This is a genomic window from Pannonibacter sp. CBAS1226 (genome assembly GCF_055685825.1).
On the sequence record NZ_JBVOUO010000007.1, the window covers coordinates 246,901 to 264,592 of the forward strand.

14 protein-coding genes are annotated in these 17,692 nt (G+C 63.6%); 9 read left to right on the forward strand and 5 right to left on the reverse strand.

Annotated elements, in window-relative coordinates:
- Window positions 1-33: 33 nt before the first annotated feature.
- From AC0CMF_RS19470 to pglB, 4 genes are read right to left on the reverse strand one after another with little or no spacing between them, the layout of a single operon-like run.
- Window positions 34-1,086 (reverse strand): LacI family DNA-binding transcriptional regulator, encoded by a 1,053-nt coding sequence (locus tag AC0CMF_RS19470; protein ID WP_374630181.1) that lies wholly within the window; start codon window positions 1,084-1,086, stop codon window positions 34-36.
- A 39-nt stretch (window positions 1,087-1,125) separates the two neighbouring features.
- Window positions 1,126-2,361 carry a CehA/McbA family metallohydrolase gene (locus AC0CMF_RS19475; RefSeq protein ID WP_374630180.1) on the reverse strand — a complete coding sequence of 412 codons (1,236 nt, stop codon included), beginning with the start codon at window positions 2,359-2,361 and terminating at the stop codon, window positions 1,126-1,128.
- The gene (locus tag AC0CMF_RS19480; protein WP_374630179.1) at window positions 2,358-5,462 is read right to left on the reverse strand and encodes an alpha-mannosidase; all 3,105 of its coding nucleotides are present in this window, start codon (window positions 5,460-5,462) and stop codon (window positions 2,358-2,360) included. The genes AC0CMF_RS19475 and AC0CMF_RS19480 overlap by 4 nt, the downstream gene beginning before the upstream one ends.
- A gap of 9 nt (window positions 5,463-5,471) precedes the next feature.
- Window positions 5,472-6,842 carry a polygalacturonase PglB gene (pglB, locus tag AC0CMF_RS19485; protein ID WP_374630178.1) on the reverse strand — a complete coding sequence of 457 codons (1,371 nt, stop codon included), beginning with the start codon at window positions 6,840-6,842 and terminating at the stop codon, window positions 5,472-5,474.
- A 754-nt stretch (window positions 6,843-7,596) separates the two neighbouring features.
- Between pglB and prmB the strand changes: the two genes are divergently transcribed.
- From prmB to AC0CMF_RS19525, 8 genes are all read left to right on the forward strand, one after another.
- A complete protein-coding gene (gene prmB / locus AC0CMF_RS19490) occupies window positions 7,597-8,568 on the forward strand; it encodes a 50S ribosomal protein L3 N(5)-glutamine methyltransferase (protein WP_374630177.1) in 972 nt (323 codons plus the stop codon).
- Between the two features lie 169 nt (window positions 8,569-8,737).
- On the forward strand, window positions 8,738-9,775 hold the full coding sequence (locus AC0CMF_RS19495) for a LacI family DNA-binding transcriptional regulator (RefSeq protein ID WP_050472296.1): 1,038 nt from the start codon (window positions 8,738-8,740) through the stop codon (window positions 9,773-9,775).
- A gap of 430 nt (window positions 9,776-10,205) precedes the next feature.
- A complete protein-coding gene (locus AC0CMF_RS19500) occupies window positions 10,206-11,357 on the forward strand; it encodes an extracellular solute-binding protein (RefSeq protein ID WP_050472295.1) in 1,152 nt (383 codons plus the stop codon).
- Entirely contained in the window at window positions 11,354-12,229 is an 876-nt protein-coding gene (locus AC0CMF_RS19505) for an ABC transporter permease (RefSeq protein WP_050472293.1), read from the forward strand. The genes AC0CMF_RS19500 and AC0CMF_RS19505 overlap by 4 nt, the downstream gene beginning before the upstream one ends.
- On the forward strand, window positions 12,195-13,061 hold the full coding sequence (locus AC0CMF_RS19510; RefSeq protein ID WP_050472291.1) for an ABC transporter permease: 867 nt from the start codon (window positions 12,195-12,197) through the stop codon (window positions 13,059-13,061). The genes AC0CMF_RS19505 and AC0CMF_RS19510 overlap by 35 nt, the downstream gene beginning before the upstream one ends.
- 22 nt (window positions 13,062-13,083) lie before the next feature.
- A complete protein-coding gene (locus AC0CMF_RS19515; RefSeq protein ID WP_374630176.1) occupies window positions 13,084-14,130 on the forward strand; it encodes an ABC transporter ATP-binding protein in 1,047 nt (348 codons plus the stop codon).
- Entirely contained in the window at window positions 14,123-14,956 is an 834-nt protein-coding gene (locus tag AC0CMF_RS19520; RefSeq protein WP_374630175.1) for a glycerophosphodiester phosphodiesterase, read from the forward strand. Before AC0CMF_RS19515 ends, AC0CMF_RS19520 begins: the two co-directional genes overlap by 8 nt.
- Entirely contained in the window at window positions 14,953-15,786 is an 834-nt protein-coding gene (locus AC0CMF_RS19525) for an inositol monophosphatase family protein (protein WP_374630174.1), read from the forward strand. The genes AC0CMF_RS19520 and AC0CMF_RS19525 overlap by 4 nt, the downstream gene beginning before the upstream one ends.
- A 269-nt stretch (window positions 15,787-16,055) precedes the next feature.
- On the opposite strand, the gene AC0CMF_RS19530 is transcribed toward AC0CMF_RS19525, so the two are convergent.
- Window positions 16,056-16,673, reverse strand: a complete 618-nt coding sequence (locus tag AC0CMF_RS19530; protein WP_050472287.1) for a TetR/AcrR family transcriptional regulator — start codon at window positions 16,671-16,673, stop codon at window positions 16,056-16,058.
- A gap of 87 nt (window positions 16,674-16,760) precedes the next feature.
- On the opposite strand from AC0CMF_RS19530, the gene AC0CMF_RS19535 reads away from it, so the two are divergent.
- On the forward strand, window positions 16,761-17,534 hold the full coding sequence (locus AC0CMF_RS19535) for an SDR family oxidoreductase (RefSeq protein WP_374630173.1): 774 nt from the start codon (window positions 16,761-16,763) through the stop codon (window positions 17,532-17,534).
- The last annotated feature ends 158 nt before the right edge of the window (window positions 17,535-17,692 follow it).

Below are 17,692 nucleotides of genomic sequence, written 5' to 3' on the forward strand. Positions count from 1 at the left end.
ATTGAAAGTACAATTTCAAGAACAAAAATATTTTCATCTACTCGAGGCTTCCCTGGCACTTTCACGGATAATGAGCTGGCAGGCCAGTTCGATCCGGACGGGCGGAAAATCGGGTGCGTGCACGGCAAGACGGTTCTCGAGCGTCTGAACGGCGGCAGCGGCCAGATGGTCCAGCGGCACCCGGACGGTTGCCAGTGGCGGCGTAGTCAGCTCGCCGATGGTCACGCCGTCAAAGCCGATGACGCTGACCTCCCCGGGGACGCTGATGCCGGCAGCGCGCAACGCATTGAGCGCACCGATGGCGAGATTGTCGGCCGCGCAGAAGATGGCCGTATTGCCGCCCAAGCCGCCCCGGGCTGCGATGAAGCGTGACAGCGCCGCCTCCCCGTGACCGGGTTCATAACCATCGGCGTAGAGCACCTCGCAGGCATCGGGCGAAAGGTCCCGGGCCAGCAGGGCGTCTCGCACCCCGTCCAGACGGCGGCGGATGGTGCTGCGGCCACGCCAGGTGAGATGCAGGATGCGCTGATGCCCGCGCGACAGCAGCCAGTCCGCCGCAAGCCGCGCGCCATAGCGGTTGGACGGCACCACCGTGTCGATGGACATGGAGGGATCATCGCCATTGAGCAGCACCGTGGCGATGCCGGACGCGGCCAGCCCCTTGATCAGGCGTGGTGTGTGGTCATGCACCAGAATGATGCCATCGGCACCGCAGGCCCGCGCCCCGGCAATGATCTCCGGCGCACTCAGATCCCCTTCGCTGGCATGCGGCACCAGCTTGATGGCCCGGCGCTCGCACTCCCGTGTGAGGCCGGAGAGCATCGTCCAGGAAAAGAGGTTGGTGTTCACATGCGGCAGATTGGCGTTGGGCACCGCGAGATAGAGCGTCGAGAGCGAGGCAATCGCCCCCTTCTGCTGGCGCTTGGCCAGATACCCGAGCCTGCGGGCTGCATCCAGCACGCGGGCACGCACCTCGGCGCTGATCGGCGCCGTGCCGTTGAGCACATGCGAGACAGTGCTGAGCGCAACACCCGCCTCCTGCGACACATCCTTGATGCCGACCTTACCCGGCGTCTTCTTCTCCATGCCAGCTCCTCCCAGAGCACACAGCAGCGCTTGCGGCTTTCAGCCTGCGTAATAGGGATTGGTGAAGAGCCGTGGCTCGCCGCCGTTCCAGATCTCGTAGCGCAGGAACCGGCTGGCGAAAGCCGTTTCGTGGGTCAACGTGGCCCCGTCCGGGGACAAAGCCTCCACGACGCCCTTGTCCGTGATCACCCGCAACTCGTCTCCGGCTGCAAGGCCGGTGAAGCTGGTGGCCAGTTTCTGCCCGGCCCTTGCTTCTTCGCCGAATTGCGGCCCGGCTTCGTCCGCAGGCTTTGCCATGCGGTCATCAGGGCCTGCCGCCACCACATTGCGCCCCGCACGGATCGCCTCCAGAATGCCCGCGACCGTGTGACTTTCCGCCAGAAGACGGTTGGAGGGATGGCCGTGGCGGCGGCGGTTCTTGAGGTGGAAGTCACTGCCCGCCGTCACCGGAATCCGGCGTCCTGCACAAAGCAGCTCCTGCCAGAAATCAATGGCCTGCTGGTTCATCGGCGTCCAGTTGCCGTTCCAGATTTCCATGGCGTCAAAGGCCACATCAAAACCGGCCTGCCAGCGCCCGCCATCGGAGTTCTGGAAGGGATGGTTGATCACCACCGTTGCGCCCTTGGAGCGGGCTTCGGCCATCTTCTCCGCCACATCCTGCGGCGAGCGGCAGCGCCAGTCCTCCACCGGCCGCTCCAGCCCGAAGAAGTTGGTGTGGCCGTAGAAAGAGGTCAGTTCCATCGCCGGGATCACCAGAATGTCCGGATCATCCGGACGGATGATGTTCTGCGACACGGTGTTGTGGTCGGTGATGGCGACGAAATCGAGCCGCGAGGCGCGGGCGCGGTGGATCGCATCCAGCACCGTGACGCCGCCGTCGGAATGTTCCGAATGGCTGTGAATGTCGCCCACCAGCCATGTCCTGCGCTTGGGCACGAGGCGCACGCGCAGGTCCGTGTAGCAGTTGGGGCCGATCTTCACGATGCCCAGCACCACATCCCAGCGGCCCGGCAAGGCCCCAAGATCATAGCCCGGCGTCGCCCTGTCAGCTGCCACATGCACATGGCCGCGCTCGGAGCCCGACCAGCCACGCATGCGGCCATTCTGGGCAAGGCCAATGTCGATGACACTGCCGCCACTGCCGGCCGGGAACACATAACTGACCTCGATCCGCTCGATGCTGTCATCGACGGTAAAGGGAATTTCGATGAAAGACTTCTCGCCTTCCGGAAACTCGGTGATGCGGCGGGTGAACTCGTACAGCGGCTGGGTCATGTCAGGCTCGGCATTGAAGAGTTTGCAACAGCGCTTCGAGACAGGCTGAGCGTCAGGATTTCAAACGGCGCAAACGAGAGACTGACAGAGCCCTCCTCCACCGTCAGGGCTTCAGGCTCGCGCTCCAGAAGGTCCGTACGCGACACGGCGGCGATGGCAGGGTCCAGCCGCAGCCGCGCCTTGCGGCGGGTGCCGGAAACCTCCCACAGGCGCAGGATGATGGCATCACCATCCTCGGCCTGTTTCACTGCCTCGATGCAGACGCCCTCGCCCTCCAGCGTGAAAGGCATGGCAGCAGAGCCGCCAGCGGCAGCATCCGCAGCAGGAACGAAGCGCAGCGGCAGATTGAAAGCCTCCGCCGCCTGATGCACCGCCACCTTGTCCCCATCATGCAGCATCACCGCATAGCGCAGGTGATGCGCGCCCTGATCGGCCTCTGCCCAGGGCCAGGTGGGCGAGCGCAGCAGCGTCAGCCGCACATCACTGCCGATCGCGTCATAGCCGTATTTGCAATCATTGAGGAAGGCGGCCCCAAAGTCCGGCTCGCTGACATCGATCCAGCGCTGCATGGAACACTCGAAGCGGGCCTTGTCCCAGGAGGTGTTGCGGTGGGTGGCGCGGCGCACGTGGCCGAACTGGATCTCCGCATCAATGGCCGCCGTGTTGAGCGCCAGCGGGAAGGCTGCCTTCACCAGCGTGCTGTGCTCGTGCCAGCCGATGAAGCAATCCACCTCCACCTGCCGGGCGCCAGCCTCCAGCGAGATGACCTGCACGATGCGCGAGGATTCATAGCGCCATTCAAACCGGATGGCCGCCCGCAAGGGGCCGCGCTCCACCACCTCTGCCGAGACAAGATCATCGATCTCGAAGACCTGATCCTCGAAATCGGCATCAATGTCCCAGGCATCATATTCGGCCGGCATGTCGCGGAAGGCCTGCAGCCGGTTGGCTTTGGCGCCCGCCTTCAGCACCTGCCGTCCGGTCTTGCGGTCGAGGAGCGACACCATGCGGCCAGCCTCATCGAACAGCACCTCGACATGCTCATTGGCAAGCCGCTCCGGCGAGACGTCCAGACCGTCCAGCGGCGCAGGGGCCGTGTGGGCCTCCAGGCCGGCAAGCGCCAGCGGCGGCAGGGCCTCGACGCGCACCGCATGAGCCGCCGAACCATCGGCATGCACGATAGCCTGACCTGAAATGAGGCCGCCGGCATCCGGCATCATCACCAGCCCGCCGCGTGCCGTGCCCGAGGGATTGAACACCTGCGCCCCCTCACCCGGCAGCGCCGCAAGCAAGCGGGCTCTCAGCTCATCCGCAGCCGAGAACAGGCGCGCATAGTCTGCATCGCTGTCCTCATAGACCGCGCCGATGGAAGAGCCGGGCAGGATGTCGTGGAACTGGTTCAGCATCACAATGTCCCACAGGCGGCGCAGCTCTGCCGCCGGATAGGCCTCGCCATGCTGCGCCGCCAGAACAGCCAGCAGCTCCAGTTCCCGCAGCGCGGTTTCCGCCAGCCGGTTGCTGCGCTTGTTGCGGGCAACGGAAGTCAGCGTGCCGCGGTGAAACTCCAGATAGAGTTCACCCACCCAGGTGGGATAGTTCTCCGGATTGTCCGCCATGCGCTTCAGCAGCCGCTCGAAGAAGGGGCGCATGGGCGCATGTTCCATCTTCGGGCAGCCGGGAATGCCGCGTTCCATGCGGCGGATGTTGTGCAGCATCTCCCGCGTCGGCCCGCCGCCGCCATCGCCATGGCCATAGACGAGGAACAGCTCCTTGCTGAGATGCTGCTGCCCGTGCCGCCGCCAGGTGCCCATCACATGGGTGGGCTTCAGGTTGGGACAGTAGGTCGTGCCGATGCTCTTGGAGTCATACGGCTGCGTCGTCAGGAAATAGGCGGCAACCTTGGTGCCGTCGATGCCCTGCCAGAACAGGCTCTCCTCCGGCATGCGGTTGGTGTCGTTCCACGACAGCTTGTGCGTGACGAAAGTGTCCAGCCCCGCCCGCTGCATGATCTGCGGCAGGGCGGCGGAATAACCAAAGGTGTCCGGCAGCCATACCATGCGCGGGCGCACGCCATAGGTCTGTTCGTGATAGCGCACGCCATAAAGGATATGCCGCACCAGCGACTCGCCGCTGGAAATGTTCACATCCGGCTCCAGCCAGAGCGCGCCCTCGATCTCGAAACGGCCTTCCTGAACGCGTGACGCAATGCGCTGCGCCAGTTCGGGATAATCCTGCGCCAGATAGTCGAGCAGGACGCACTGGTTGTACATGAACTGATAGTCGGGGAACTCGTCCATCAGCGTCATCGCGGTGGCCATGGAGCGCGCCATCTTCTGCCGCGTCTCGCGCACCCGCCACAGCCAGGCCACGTCGATATGGGTGTGGCCGGTGGCGGTGATGACGGGCTTTTGCTCGAAATCCTGAGCCGCATAAATTTCGCCCGCGTGATAGCGGGCCAGCGCCAGCGAGGCGCGGAAGCGGGCGTCGTTGCCAGGGCGCAGATCAATCGCATCCACCGCCGCATCCAGCTGGCGCAGGATGAAGGAGCGGCGCGGATCATCCTCCGCCAGCAACCGCGCCACATCGAGCGGCACCCGCAGGTCGTAATAGGTTTCCTCAACATCGAGGTCATGGCGGACCAGATGGCAAGCAAACCCGAGCTGGCGCCGGTCCTCGATGGTTCCGGCCTCGATGAGGATATCGAAGGCCTCGCCGGGACGGGCCTCCTCGGTCAGCGGGAACTCCCGGTGGTTGCCATCCACGCCCTGGACGATGCGGCCGTTGACACGCACGAGGCACTGCGGATCGGACCGGCCCATGACGCTGCCGAAGGCCGCTTCCACATGCACGGCAAGGCGCTGGCCGATCAGTTCGTCGGGCAGCGTGATGCTGCCGCCGAACCAATAGTAGCCATCCGGCTCGCCCCAAACGAGGTCACGGCTGACCGGCGTCCAGTCTTCGCGCGAGGAGGCAACAAGGGCGGCGCGGGTTTCAGAGGACCCGGCGCAATAGCGCAAGGCCACCTCGTGGCCGGTGCGGGTGTAGATCCTCTGCTGCAAACGCGACAGCAGATGGTCCAGCTTGCGGATCAGCTTGCTCACGAAGGTTCCTCAAAGACCGTAGACAGACCAGACGGCGGGCGCACCGGAGACAACAACCTGCTCCTGCGCATGCCATCCCTGCGGCAGCGGCAACGGGCGCTCGATCACCACATCCTCCAGCACCAGCCCTTCCACGTTGTGGGCATAAAGACCGGGCATGCCGCCCGGATAGGGCACGAGGCCGATAACCTTGCCATCGGCGCCCTTCACCCAGGCATTGGCGCGCCCGGCAGCATCGGGCGAAGGGGCCAGATCGGCGGCGGTGGGACGCACATCGTAATAATGGCCGCGCCAAACCCCATCAGCCTGCACCAGACGGATGCGCGACAGCCGCAGACCCGAGATGGCACCGGGCTTGTCGGCGATGAGGTTCACCGCCCCTTCCATGCGCCCGGAAATATCCTCGAACACCACATCGCGCACATCGCCCGCAGCCTTGCCGCCGGGCGTACCCAGCGGGCGGCGGTCCAGCACGGTGATGGTCACCGCCTCGCCCGAGCCCCAGAAGCCCTCCGGCGTTTCCTCGCAGGACAGGCCGATGCGGCGGAAGGCAATGTTGCGCACCTTGCCGCCATCGCGCGAGAAGATGCCAAGCGCCCGGTTGGAGCCGAGGATGCGGCAGTCGCGGAACTCGATGTTCTCGAAATCGCCGTGGCTTTCCGTGCCCAGCTTCAGCGCGCAGCTGCGGCTTTCGATGTCGCAATCAGCCACGACAATATCGCGGCAGGCACCGGCAGGGGCGCCATCAAGGCGGGCGCTGGTCTTCAGCACGATGCCGTCGTCAGCGGTGGAAATGCGGCAGCGCTCCACCCGCACATCCCGGCAGGCATCCAGCACCATGCCGTCGGTGTTGGGCATTTCCAGATCATTGGTGACCGACAGGCCGGAGATCCGCAGGCCCTCGCACTCGACGAAGTGCAGCGTCCACATGGGCGAAGCTTCGACGGAAAAATCTGCGAGCGTCACGCCCTTGCAGTTTTCCAGCACCATCACCCGCGGGCGGGAGGCGGCAGGAACGAGCGTGCCCATATCCTCCAGACGGCCCGTCACATAGGCAGGCCCCGGCGCGCTGATGAGGCCGGGGCCGGTGATGGAGATATCCGCCGCATCCTTCGCCGTGATCATCGCCCGGCTGGACTGCTCCGCCTCGATGCCCACCTCATTGGCCGCATAGGCCTCGTAGCTTTCGGCAAAAACGAGCACGGCCCCGGCGCTGAAACGCAGATCAAGCCCCGAAGGCAGCTTCAGCCCGGCGCATGCATGACGCCCAGCCGCCAGCCGCAGCGCCTCGCCCTTTGCGGCAGCCGCCTCCATCGCCGCCTGCAGCGCAGCCGTTGCGTCGCCCTCCGCGGGCGTAAATAATTTTTCACCTGCGCACAAAGCACCCTCTCATCCACCGCCCTCCAGCAGCGAAATATGCAAAAGGATTAAACGGTTTTTTGCGGCAATCAAGGGCAGGAGATGCAGAAGAAGAAATTCCGCCGCAGAATTGGAAATGAAAAAATTTCATAATCTATCGTTTCCCTGACTTCCCTGCCCCACTCTCCACGCCGTCCCGGCCTCCGTGCCGGGACCTGTGAGGAACACACTGCCTTTCCGCTCCCTCGGCCGTCACCCCGGCCTTCGAGCCGGGGACCACTCGCTTCCAGAGCGCAGATGACCGGCAGGAAGTGGTGAAGCATATAGGGGTCAATGACCTGCCGCACGGCTTGAGAGAGTGGCATCTCTCAGCAAACGAGTAGTCCCCGGATCTCCACTGCGTTCCGCCCGGAGTGACGGTGGAGAGGCGGAGCGCCCATCACAGGCCCCGGCCCAAGGCCGGGGCGGCGCGGTGGGTGGAGATGCGGATTGCCTTTTGCCGCAGCCTCTCTTCTTGTCATCCCCGCGAAGGCGAGGATCCAGTAGTCTCGGGGCTCCCTCCCCTTGCACAGGGCGTACTAGATCCCGGTCTTGCCGCTGCGCGCCAAACCGGGATGACATGATGTGTGTTTGTGCGTCCCTCACCCCAATGCAGGGACGGAAACACAGCCCCACCGGAAACCGGTTCCCCCTCCCCCCCGAAATGCGCTAGAGCAGGGCAACGTTTTGTAAGGCCAGCTCCCGATACTGGCCGCCTCATCTCAAGGATACACCAATGCCCGAAGGCACCCCGCTGAATGCCCCCTTTGCCGAACTGACCAGGCCGGACCTGCGCCGTGAGATGGCCGGGATGGTGACCTTGCGCGATGCACTGAGGCTTGCCGTCAGCGCCTTTCAGGAAGCTGGGCTCTACTATGGCCACGGCTCGGCAACGGCGGTGGATGAGGCGGTGTTCATGATCCTTGAAAGCCTCAACCTGCCGGTTGACGACTTCAACGCCTTTGCGGACGCTCGCCTGACAGAACGGGAAAAGACGCTGCTGGGTGAGCGGCTGGCCCTGCGCATCGAAAAGCGCCTTCCGGCGGCCTATATCACCGGCCGCAGCTATCTGCTGGGCCTGCCGTTCCGGTCCGACGCCCGTGCGCTGGTGCCGCGCTCCTATATCGCCGAACTTCTGCGCTCGCCGCTGTTCGACGGCTCGGAGCCGGCCCAGAGCCTCATCGGCGATCCCTATGAGGTGACGTCCGTTTTGGATCTTTGCACCGGCGGCGGCTCGCTCGCCATCTTTGCCGCCTATGCCTTCCCCAATGCCGCGGTAGATGCGGTGGATCTGTCGCCCGAGGCCCTGAGCCTTGCGGCCGAGAACGTGCGCGATCACGGGCTTGAGGACCGCATCACCCTGCTGCAGGGCGACCTCTTCGCCCCCGTCAAGGGCAAGACCTATGACCTCATCATCACCAACCCGCCCTATGTGGGCCCGGAGGTGATGGAGGTGCTGCCGGGCGAATTCCTGCATGAGCCGCAGATGGCGCTGGCCGGCGGCGGTGGCGACGGGCTCGACCTGGTGCGCCGCATCATCGAAGAGTGCCGCGCCCACCTCAACCCGGAAGGCGGCATGCTCTGCGAAATGGGCGAGGACCACGACATTCTCGACGAGGATTATCCGGACTGCGAGTTCCTGTGGCTCGATTCCGAAGACTCCGCCTCCGAAGTCTTCTGGCTGCCTGCCACCTCGCAGTGGAGCTGAGGACAAGACGCTGCGCCGCAATCGTGTCACACGGTTGCGGCGCTTATCCCGGCACCCTTGATCGCACTTGCAAAGACCGCCGGTTTTGGGTCAGGTGCCGGGAGGTCCAGCCGCGCGCAGGTTTGATTGCCTGGCGCAAGGACCGGTGATTTTCTGGGCGGGAGCAACCATGCGCGAGGTCAATCCGAAGGTCTTTGTCAGCGCAAAGATGGTTGCCGAGCGGGCCGGGGTGTCGCGGTCAGCGGTCTCACGCACCTTCACCGACGGCGCCAGCGTTTCGGAGGAAACCCGCCGGAAGGTGATGGAAGCCGCCGAAGCCCTTGGCTATCACGTCAATCACCTGGCCCGGCAGCTGCGCGAGCGCAGCAACATCGTCTGCCTGATCGTGTCGGACATGACGACGCCCGTGCGCGCCGGAATGCTCGAAAGCCTGACGCGCAAGCTTCAGGCCGCAGGCAAGATCACCATGGTGATCAACACGGAAAGCAACGAGGAAAGCGTCGGGCGCGCCCTGAAGCTGACGCTGCATTACAGAGCCGATGCGACTGTGGTTCTGTCCGGCACCCCCTCTTCGTCGCTGGTCCATACGGCGCTCGCCAACGGCCAGCAGGTCGTGCTGATCAACCGCGACGATGGCTTGCACGGCGCCCAGAATGTCGGCGTGGACAATGGGATGGCAGCCAAAGAAGCCCTCTTCCTGCTCCGGCGCGCAGGCTGCCGGAGAATTGGCCTCCTGACGTCGCAGGCGCGCACGCCAAGCCTGCTGGCCCGTGAGCGCTGTTTCACCGCCGCCGCCTCTGCCTGCAACCTCGAGGTCACCGTCTTTGAGGCGGGCCCGACAGGCTACCGTTCCGGCTATGAAGCGGCCCGCCGCGTCTTTGCCCGCTCCATCTCGCCCGATGGCGTCTTCTGCGTCACGGATTTGCTCGCCCTCGGCTTCATGGACGGTGCCCGCCAGGAATTCGGATTGAAGATCCCGGAAGACCTGTGCGTCATCGGCTTCGACAATATCGAACAGGCGGGCTGGGAAGCCTATCAGCTTACGACCTTTGAACAGCCGCTCGACCGCATGGCAGGCCATGTGGTGGATCTGCTGACCTTGCCCGAACCATTGCCTGAAGAATTGCCCGGCAGGCAAAGTTCCGGGGCCGCCATCTTTGAACCGCTCCCGGTCTGGCGCCGTTCCGTGCGGGCAAAACCAGCCTGACACCAGGATTTCCATGCCTCGCGCAGGACACCAAGCCTTACGGCGCTGCCCCATCACGCCCTGAAATTATTCAGGCGCTGCACGGGTTTGACCCGTTTCTGACGCGCCAGACCCGTCAAAGACCGGCGGACGAACCAATTTTTGCACACATGTGCAAAGCCATCTTGTCATGAAAGCGTTGCGTTGGCGCGATAGGCAGTCACCGCCGGAGCCGGACATATTGCACTCATGTGCAGTCAGGTGTCCTGCCATGCAGAAACCCGTTCTGATGGCAGCCGGTGCTTCTCCTTTCCGGGCCGGAAGGGCGGGGCTCATGGAGAGCGAACGGCAGCGCCGGCCGGCTGCCGTAAACGGCGCTTGTGCCGCCTCTCGTTTGTTTGACCGCCGGCACGTGCCGGGTGCTCCTGCCTGGCCGCCATTGGAGAAGACAATGAACCGTCGCGCCTTTCTGATCTCTTCCGCTGGCTCCGCCGCCGGCATGATGCTGCTGCCGAAACTGTCCTTCGCCGCTGAAGGGCGGATCGACTGGTACACCAGTGCCGACAGCAACATTCTCGATTTCTGGACCAACATCGTGAAGCCGGCATTCGAGGCCGCGCATGCGGGTGTGAAGCTGAACCTCGTCGATGCCGGCGACAACTCGGGGATCCAGGCCATTGCCGAGCGCGCAATCGCGGCAATGCAGACACAGACCGATCCGCAGGCTGACTATTTCGAGCATGCCGATCCGCGCCTGCCGCTTGGCGCGATCGAGGCCGGCCTCTATGTCAACATGAAGGAAGCAGGGCTGGCCAACTATGCGAAGGTGAACCCGCTGGCGATCGACAGCGATTACAGCCTGCCCTATCGCGGCTCGCAGGTTCTTCTTGCCTATGACACCGCCAAGCTGTCCCCGGCTGACGCTCCCAAGACCTGGGATGCGCTGGTTTCCTGGATCAAGGCCAATCCGGGCCAGTTCGTCTATAACCGTCCGGACAAGGGTGGTTCCGGCGGCAACTTTGTCCGCCGCGCCATCCACCAGGCCAACGGCCTCGATCCCAAGGCTTTCCGGGTGGACAATTACACGGAAGCCTTCGGCAACGAAGCTCTGGGCAAGGCCTGGGACCTGCTCAAGGACATTGCCCCCTCGCTCTATGACAACGGCGCCTATTCCTCGGGCAACACCCAGTCGATCCAGTTGCTGGCTCAGGGCGTGGTCACCATGACGCCGGTCTGGTCGGACCAGGTGCTGCAGGCAATTGACAATGGCGTGCTGCCGGAAACGACCGGCATCGTGCAGCTGCAGGATCTGGCCCTGTGCGGCAACTTCTCGCGCGCCGTGGTGCTTGCCAATGGCCGCAACCGCGATGCGGCCCTCGCGCTTGCCAATTTTGTGCTGACCGAAGAAATCCAGAGCGCCATCCTGACCGAACTCGGCGGCTTCCCCGGTGTCAGCTGGGATTATGTTTCCCCTGAGCTGCGTGAAAAATTTGCAGACATCATCCCGGCTTCCATTCCGACCTTCCCGGCCGGCGCCTGGGAAACCGCCGTCAATGACGGCTGGTACCGCAACGTGGCACCGAACATCAACCGCCAGCAGTGAGCGGACAGACCGTGCCCGTCCGGCAAATCCATCCGGCAAGCAGGGGGCCAGCCGGCCTCCTGCTCGTCGCCGTGCCTGTGTTCCTCGCAGGCTGGCTCGTCATCTGGCCGATCTTCAGCGCCCTTTGGCGGACCGTCTGGCGTCCGCAGGCCGATGGGCAGATGGGCTTTGACCTGTCGAGCTACATCTTCTTCTTCTCCGATGCCTACAGCCTCAACAACCTGTCGCTGACGCTCTGGACCACGGGCGTCTGCGCGGCACTGCTTCTCGCCGTGTCTCTGCCGATCGCCCTTTACCTTCGTTTCGCCAGCAGCCGGACCGCCGCTTATGTGCAGGCGCTCGCTATCCTGCCGATGTTCGTGCCATCGATCATCCTGGCCTATGCCTTCATCCGTGTTCTGGGTCCCAACGGCATGGTGGATCTTCTGCTGAACAGTGCCGGACTGCCGAAAATCCGCACGCCCTACCTGACGCCATGGGGACCGGTCATCGGCCTCGTCTGGGACAACATCCCCCTGACCGTGCTCATCCTTCTGTCCGGGCTCGGATCCGTCAGCAACATGGCCATCGAAGCGGCTCGGGATGTGGGGGCAAACCGCCTGCGCGTGTTCTGGCACATCATCCTGCCGCGGATCGGAAATTCCATTCTGGTGGCTCTTTCCTTCGCAGTCCTCGGCATCTTCTCCGCCTTCACCCTGCCTTATCTGCTGGGACCCGCGTCCCCGGAAATGATGGGCCCCTTCATGCAGCGCACCTTCCGTGACCTGAATGACCCGATAGCGGCCATTACCCAGGCCGTCATCACATTCAGCATCTGCCTCGTCTTCGGGCTCTTCTATGTGCGCTCCGTCGCCCGCAACCAGGGAAAGTGAGACGACCGTGAGCAAGCTGACCGCCCCGCGTGCGCCCTTCGATGGAACAGGCCTTCTCTTCGCCGTCCTTCTGACGATTGCCGTTGTCCTGCCGCTGCTCGTCGTCGGTGTCTGGGCCTTCACCGAAGTCTGGCGCTATCCGAGCGTCATGCCTCAGCAATTCGGGCTGCGCTTCTGGGAGCAAACGCTGAACCGCTCCGATGTCTGGAATGCCTTGCGGCTCAGCCTCACGCTCTCGGCAGTCGTGACACTCGCATCGGCAGTGATCTGCCTGCCCGCGGCCTATGCCTTTGCCCGCATGCGCTTTCCGCTGAGGAACATCCTGTTCTTCTCGTTTCTCGCAGGCCACGCCTTTCCAAAATTCGGCCTGCTGGTCGCGATTGCGGCGATCTTCCTGCAGCTCGACCTGATCGGAACCTTCTGGGGCGTGGCGCTGATCCAGCTCGTCAACACGCTGATGTTCATGATCTGGATTCCCGTTGCGGCTTTCCAGGCAGTGGACCGCCGCATGGAGGAAGCGGCGCGTGATGTTGGCGCGGGGCCATTCCGGGTGTTCTGGTCGGTTACCCTGCCCCAGGCCGCTCCGACGATCGCAGCAGCCCTGCTCCTCACCTTTGTCAGCACCTTTTATGAAACCGAGGGCGCCTGGCTGATCGGCGCCCCCGGCATCCGCACCATGCCGGTGCTGATGATCAGCTTCATCAACAACCAGATGGTGATCCAGTTCGGCGCCGTGCTCTCGGTCATGCTCTGGGTTCCGTCCTTCATTGCCCTGATGTTCGCCCGCCGGGTGATCGGAGGTGCCTCCTTCGCCCGCGGCTTCGGCGGCTGAACGGTTCTTTCGGGAAAAAACAATGTCTGTTCTCAGCATAAACGGCATCTCCAAGGTCTTTCCCGGCGGAACCACCGCCGTGGACGGCTTCTCGCTTGAAGCCGCCGATGGCGAACTAGTCTGCCTGCTGGGGCCCTCCGGTTCCGGCAAGTCAACAGTGCTGCGCATGGTTGGGGGATTTGAGCGGCCGAGCGCGGGCGTGATTGCGATCGACGGTGAAGACGTGACACGGATTCCCCCCGAGCGGCGCCCCACCGGGATGGTTTTTCAAAGCCATGCGCTCTGGATCCATATGAATGTCTTCAACAATCTGGCCTTCGGGTTGAAGCTGCGGCATATGCCTGCGGCCGAGATCCGGGACAGGGTCGAGGCGGTGCTCGAACTGGTGGGTCTCGCCGGATATGGCAAGCGCATGACCACACAGCTGTCAGGCGGGCAGCAGCAGCGTGTCGCGCTGGCGCGTTCCCTGGTGCTGGAGCCCAAGATCCTGTTGCTCGACGAGCCTTTCGCCAGTCTCGACCAGCACCTGCGCGAACGCCTGCGCGAGGAGGTCCGCGATATCCAGCTGCGGCTGAAGATCACCACCCTTTTCGTCACTCACGGGCAGGACGAGGCCTTGTCCATGGCCGACCGGATTGTCGTGATGCGCAATGGCCGGACCGAGCAGGCGGACCGGCCGGACGTGGTCTACCGGAACCCGCAGACGCCATTTGTCGCCGGCTTTATCGGTTCCATGAATTTCATCGAAGGCGTCGTGGCCAACGGCCGGTTCATGCATGATGATCTCAGCGTGCCGCTGCCGGTGGCAGACGGTCCTGCGACCCTCGCCGTGCGGCCCGAAGCCCTTGGCCTTGCCGCAGACGCGAATGGGCCGGCGACGATCCATCGCATCACCGATTTCGGCACCCATGGCCTTGCCGATCTGGTCCTTGCCGATAGCACCCGGCTGAAAGCCATGGTTCCGGCACCCGATCACTTCGCGGCAGGGCAGACTGTCGGCCTGAGGCCCTCGGCCTTTGCCGCCTTCCGCAACGAACGGCAGATCTACAGGACAACGGCCCATGGCTGACCCGCTTTACATCGGCACAAACGGCCACCGCACCCGGCTGAAATGGCACAGGGCCCGCCGCAAGGGAACGGATGCGGAGTTCACGGCCTCGCGGATCATGGAAGCCATGCAGCTTGGCGCCAGCGTCGAGGTCGATCTCGTCGTGCATGCTGATCGCGGATTTGCGATCCTGCATGATCTGGATCTGGCACGCAGCACCACGGGGACCGGACTGGTGCGTGACACCAGTGCCGCAGTCCTGCGCAGCCTGGAACTCAGGGGAAATAATGGCGCGCCGATTGGCGAGACCGTGATGCTTCTCGAAGATCTCTGCGGCCTGCTGGCACGCGCGCCCGCCCATCCTGACGCCCTGCTGCAGCTCGATTTCAAGGAAGACCTGTCTTGCCTGGATGAGCGCACCGCCGCAAATTTTGCGCAGGCAGCCGGACCGGTTGCCTCCCGGCTGATCCTCTCCGGTGGTGATGCCGGCGCCGTTGCCCTTCTCGCCGCCCGGACGCCGGGACTGAAGACCGGCTGCGACCCGACCTATCCCGGTGTGCTTGATGGCCTGAAGAGTGTGCAGGACTTCATGAGCTTCATCACCCGCGCCCTTCAGGCGGCACCGGATGCAGCGATGATCTATCTGGATTATGAGCTGGTGCTTGCAGCCGATGCCGCAGGTGCGGATCTGATCGCGGCTGTACAAGCCGCCGGCCGCCAGGTTGATGCCTGGACGATCCGGACGGTCGAGACAGAGACAATCGCGGCTGCCCGCCGTCTGATCGAATTGAATGCCGATCAGATCACCACGGACGACCCCGAAAAACTTTACGAGGCCCTGGCATGAGCACCGGCTTGCAGACGATCGAGGCGGGCAAGGTGCTCGCAGACATGGAAGAAGCCGCGCGCCTCGCGGGAGATCTGACCCTCGGCTATTTCCACAAGCGCGGCACACTCCACATCGGGGTGAAGGGGCCAGGGGATTTCGTCAGCATTGCCGACGAGCAATCCGAGATCCTGATCCGCGATTACCTGCTGAGCCGTTATCCGGACTGGAGCTTCACCGGTGAGGAGTTTCCCTCTGTTGAAGGCGCCAGCACGGCATGCCGCTTCCTGGTGGACCCGATCGATGGAACGACCAACTTCCTCAATGGCATGGATTATACAATCACCATCGCCTTGCGGCAGGGCGCAAGAACCCTGTGCGGTCTCGTCTACAATCCGGTGACCGGTGAAATGTTCACGTCCATCCTCGGCGGCGGCGCCTTCGTCAATGGCGAGAAGCTCACCATCCGCGACAATGCGGACACCGGCCAGATGGTCATCGGCACGGGGCTTCCGGCACCGGGCCTGAGCCTCTATCCGGGAGCCTATGACCGGATCGATGCGATCCGCGCGCCAATTGGCGCCGTACGGGTCATCGGCAGCGCGGCCAACTGCTGCGCCTATGTCGCCAGTGGCCGTTTCAGCGGCTATTTCGAGCAGACCGGCTTCATTGATACGGCCGCCGGCATCCTTCTCATTCAGGAGGCGGGCGGCATCGTAACCGACTGGTGGGGGTGTGGGCCCGAACACTACGAGCGCTCCGGCATCCTCATCGCCGCCGCCCCTTCCGCCCATGCCTATCTGCTCAGCCATTTGCAAAAGGTAGCCATTCCGGACCAGTGGCGTCGATAGGGCTCCGTGTGAGCTTTGCGCGCGTGACGGATCGCTGAGCCTCAAGGCGTCCCGTCTTTACGCAGCAGGATGACCGTTCCCGCAGGATCCGAGGTCCAGAGGCCTGAGACACCGGTCAGCGGCTCCAGCTCATCACGCCGCGGGCTTCCCAGGCTGGCCAGGGCAGCATCGGGATTGTCATCAAAAAGTTCGATCCAGTCATCGGTCTGACTTTGATGCGGCACGCGGTCGCGATAGAACTCGACAGTTATCTCGGGCCCGGCTCCTCTTCAGGTGCCACGGCTCCCCGGCCAGGCCGTGAGTGCGAGATCGATCAGCCGCTTCAGCCGCGCATTGCAAGCGCCATCGCAGGCCTGTGCCGACATGCCTTGGATAATCGCACCATAAAAGCGCGCCAGCGTATCGGTGTCGGTTTCAACAGGCAGCTCACGTTCCTCGACGGCCCGGTCAAAGCGGGTTTTGAGGATCTGCATCGATGCTTCCCGCAAGGCCGCTGTCATCTGCGCGACGGATGCGTTTTCTTCCGCATGCTGCAGAACGGCCGTCGAGACCATGCAACCTCGCGGCTTGCCGGGCTGAGTGTCTCCATCAGCGATATCATAGAGATACAGCCTGAGGGCGTCGTAAGCTGGAAGAGGAGACGCCAAGATCTCCAGCCGCCGGCCGCTTTCACGGGCGATGCTGAACTCGAGCGCCTGACGGTACAACGCCTCCTTTGAGCCGAACATGGAGTAAAGCGTCGGCGGATTGATCCCCATGGCCTTCGTCAGATCGGCGGTTGAGGTCCCTTCATAGCCACGTTCCCAGAACAAGCGAGCCGCGATGTCGAGGCCCACGTCGCGATCGAGCGCGCGCGGTCTGCCCCGTTTGCGAACCGGATTCGACATTAAATAGTGATCCCTATTAATTTGTTGACAGGCCCCGCCACGCCCTTATTGTAGCGATCGCTATTTAATTTAGCATCGGAGCGATTCATGACCAAGAGACTTGAAAATAAGATAGCCCTCATCACTGGAAGTTCACGCGGCATCGGCCGGGCGGTTGCGCTTGCCTTCGCGAAGGAAGGCGCCGCTCTGATCGGCTTGCACTATACCGCAAATGCCGATGCGGCCAATGCCACGCTTCGCGACATCGAGGCGCTCGGGGTGAAGGCGGTTGGTGTCAAGGCTGACTTGCGGGAGGGCAAGGAGGCGGCCGGTAACCTTTGGGCACAGTTCAGCGAGGCCGCACGTGCCGAGACGGGTTCCGCCGCTCTCGACATTCTGGTGAACAACGCCGGCATCGCGCCCGCCCTGCCCTTGAAGCAGACGAGCGAAGCCGCCTTCGACGAGGTTATGACCATCAATTACAAGGCGCCCTTCTTCCTGATCCAGGCAGTGGCCGACCATATTCGTGACAATGGCCGCATCATCAATGTGTCCACCGGGTTCACCCGGATTGCAGCGCCGACCCATCCGGCCTATGCGGCCTCCAAGGGAGCGCTGGAGACATTGACACTGGCGCTGGCACCTGAGTTCGCCCCTCGGGGAATTACGGTCAATGCCGTGCTGCCGGGTGTGACGGAAACGGACATGAATGCCGAGTGGCTGGCATCGCCCGAAGCGCGCGCGGGCGCTGAGGCCCTCTCGGTTTTCTCACGTGTCGGCAAGCCGGAGGACATCGCCGGCGTCATCGCCTTCCTCGCATCGAACGACGCGCACTGGACGACCGGCCAGATGATTGATGCGACCGGCGGCGCCCGGATCTGAACGATCCCATCTCCGCCATGCAGCCATGAGCGGGCCGCCTCTCATGGCCCTGGCGGGCGCATCGCCATTTGGATGCGCTCGCCAACGCGGCATCATCCTTGGAAGCAGGCAATGTTTACTTTGGACGCACGGAGGAGGATTGGGCCTTCGTTTTGCCT

Bases quoted from the DNA above. Each gene is read 5' to 3' on its own strand.
- AC0CMF_RS19520 (WP_374630175.1), top strand. From the start codon at position 14,123: ATGGCTGACCCGCTTTACATCGGCACAAACGGCCACCGCACCCGGCTG.
- AC0CMF_RS19535 (WP_374630173.1), top strand. From the start codon at position 16,761: ATGACCAAGAGACTTGAAAATAAGATAGCCCTCATCACTGGAAGTTCA.
- AC0CMF_RS19510 (WP_050472291.1), top strand. From the start codon at position 12,195: ATGTGCGCTCCGTCGCCCGCAACCAGGGAAAGTGAGACGACCGTGAGC.
- AC0CMF_RS19495 (WP_050472296.1), top strand. From the start codon at position 8,738: ATGCGCGAGGTCAATCCGAAGGTCTTTGTCAGCGCAAAGATGGTTGCC.
- AC0CMF_RS19500 (WP_050472295.1), top strand. From the start codon at position 10,206: ATGAACCGTCGCGCCTTTCTGATCTCTTCCGCTGGCTCCGCCGCCGGC.
- prmB (WP_374630177.1), top strand. From the start codon at position 7,597: ATGCCCGAAGGCACCCCGCTGAATGCCCCCTTTGCCGAACTGACCAGG.
- AC0CMF_RS19475 (WP_374630180.1), bottom strand. From the start codon at position 2,361: ATGACCCAGCCGCTGTACGAGTTCACCCGCCGCATCACCGAGTTTCCG.
- AC0CMF_RS19525 (WP_374630174.1), top strand. From the start codon at position 14,953: ATGAGCACCGGCTTGCAGACGATCGAGGCGGGCAAGGTGCTCGCAGAC.
- AC0CMF_RS19530 (WP_050472287.1), bottom strand. From the start codon at position 16,673: ATGTCGAATCCGGTTCGCAAACGGGGCAGACCGCGCGCGCTCGATCGC.
- AC0CMF_RS19515 (WP_374630176.1), top strand. From the start codon at position 13,084: ATGTCTGTTCTCAGCATAAACGGCATCTCCAAGGTCTTTCCCGGCGGA.
- AC0CMF_RS19470 (WP_374630181.1), bottom strand. From the start codon at position 1,086: ATGGAGAAGAAGACGCCGGGTAAGGTCGGCATCAAGGATGTGTCGCAG.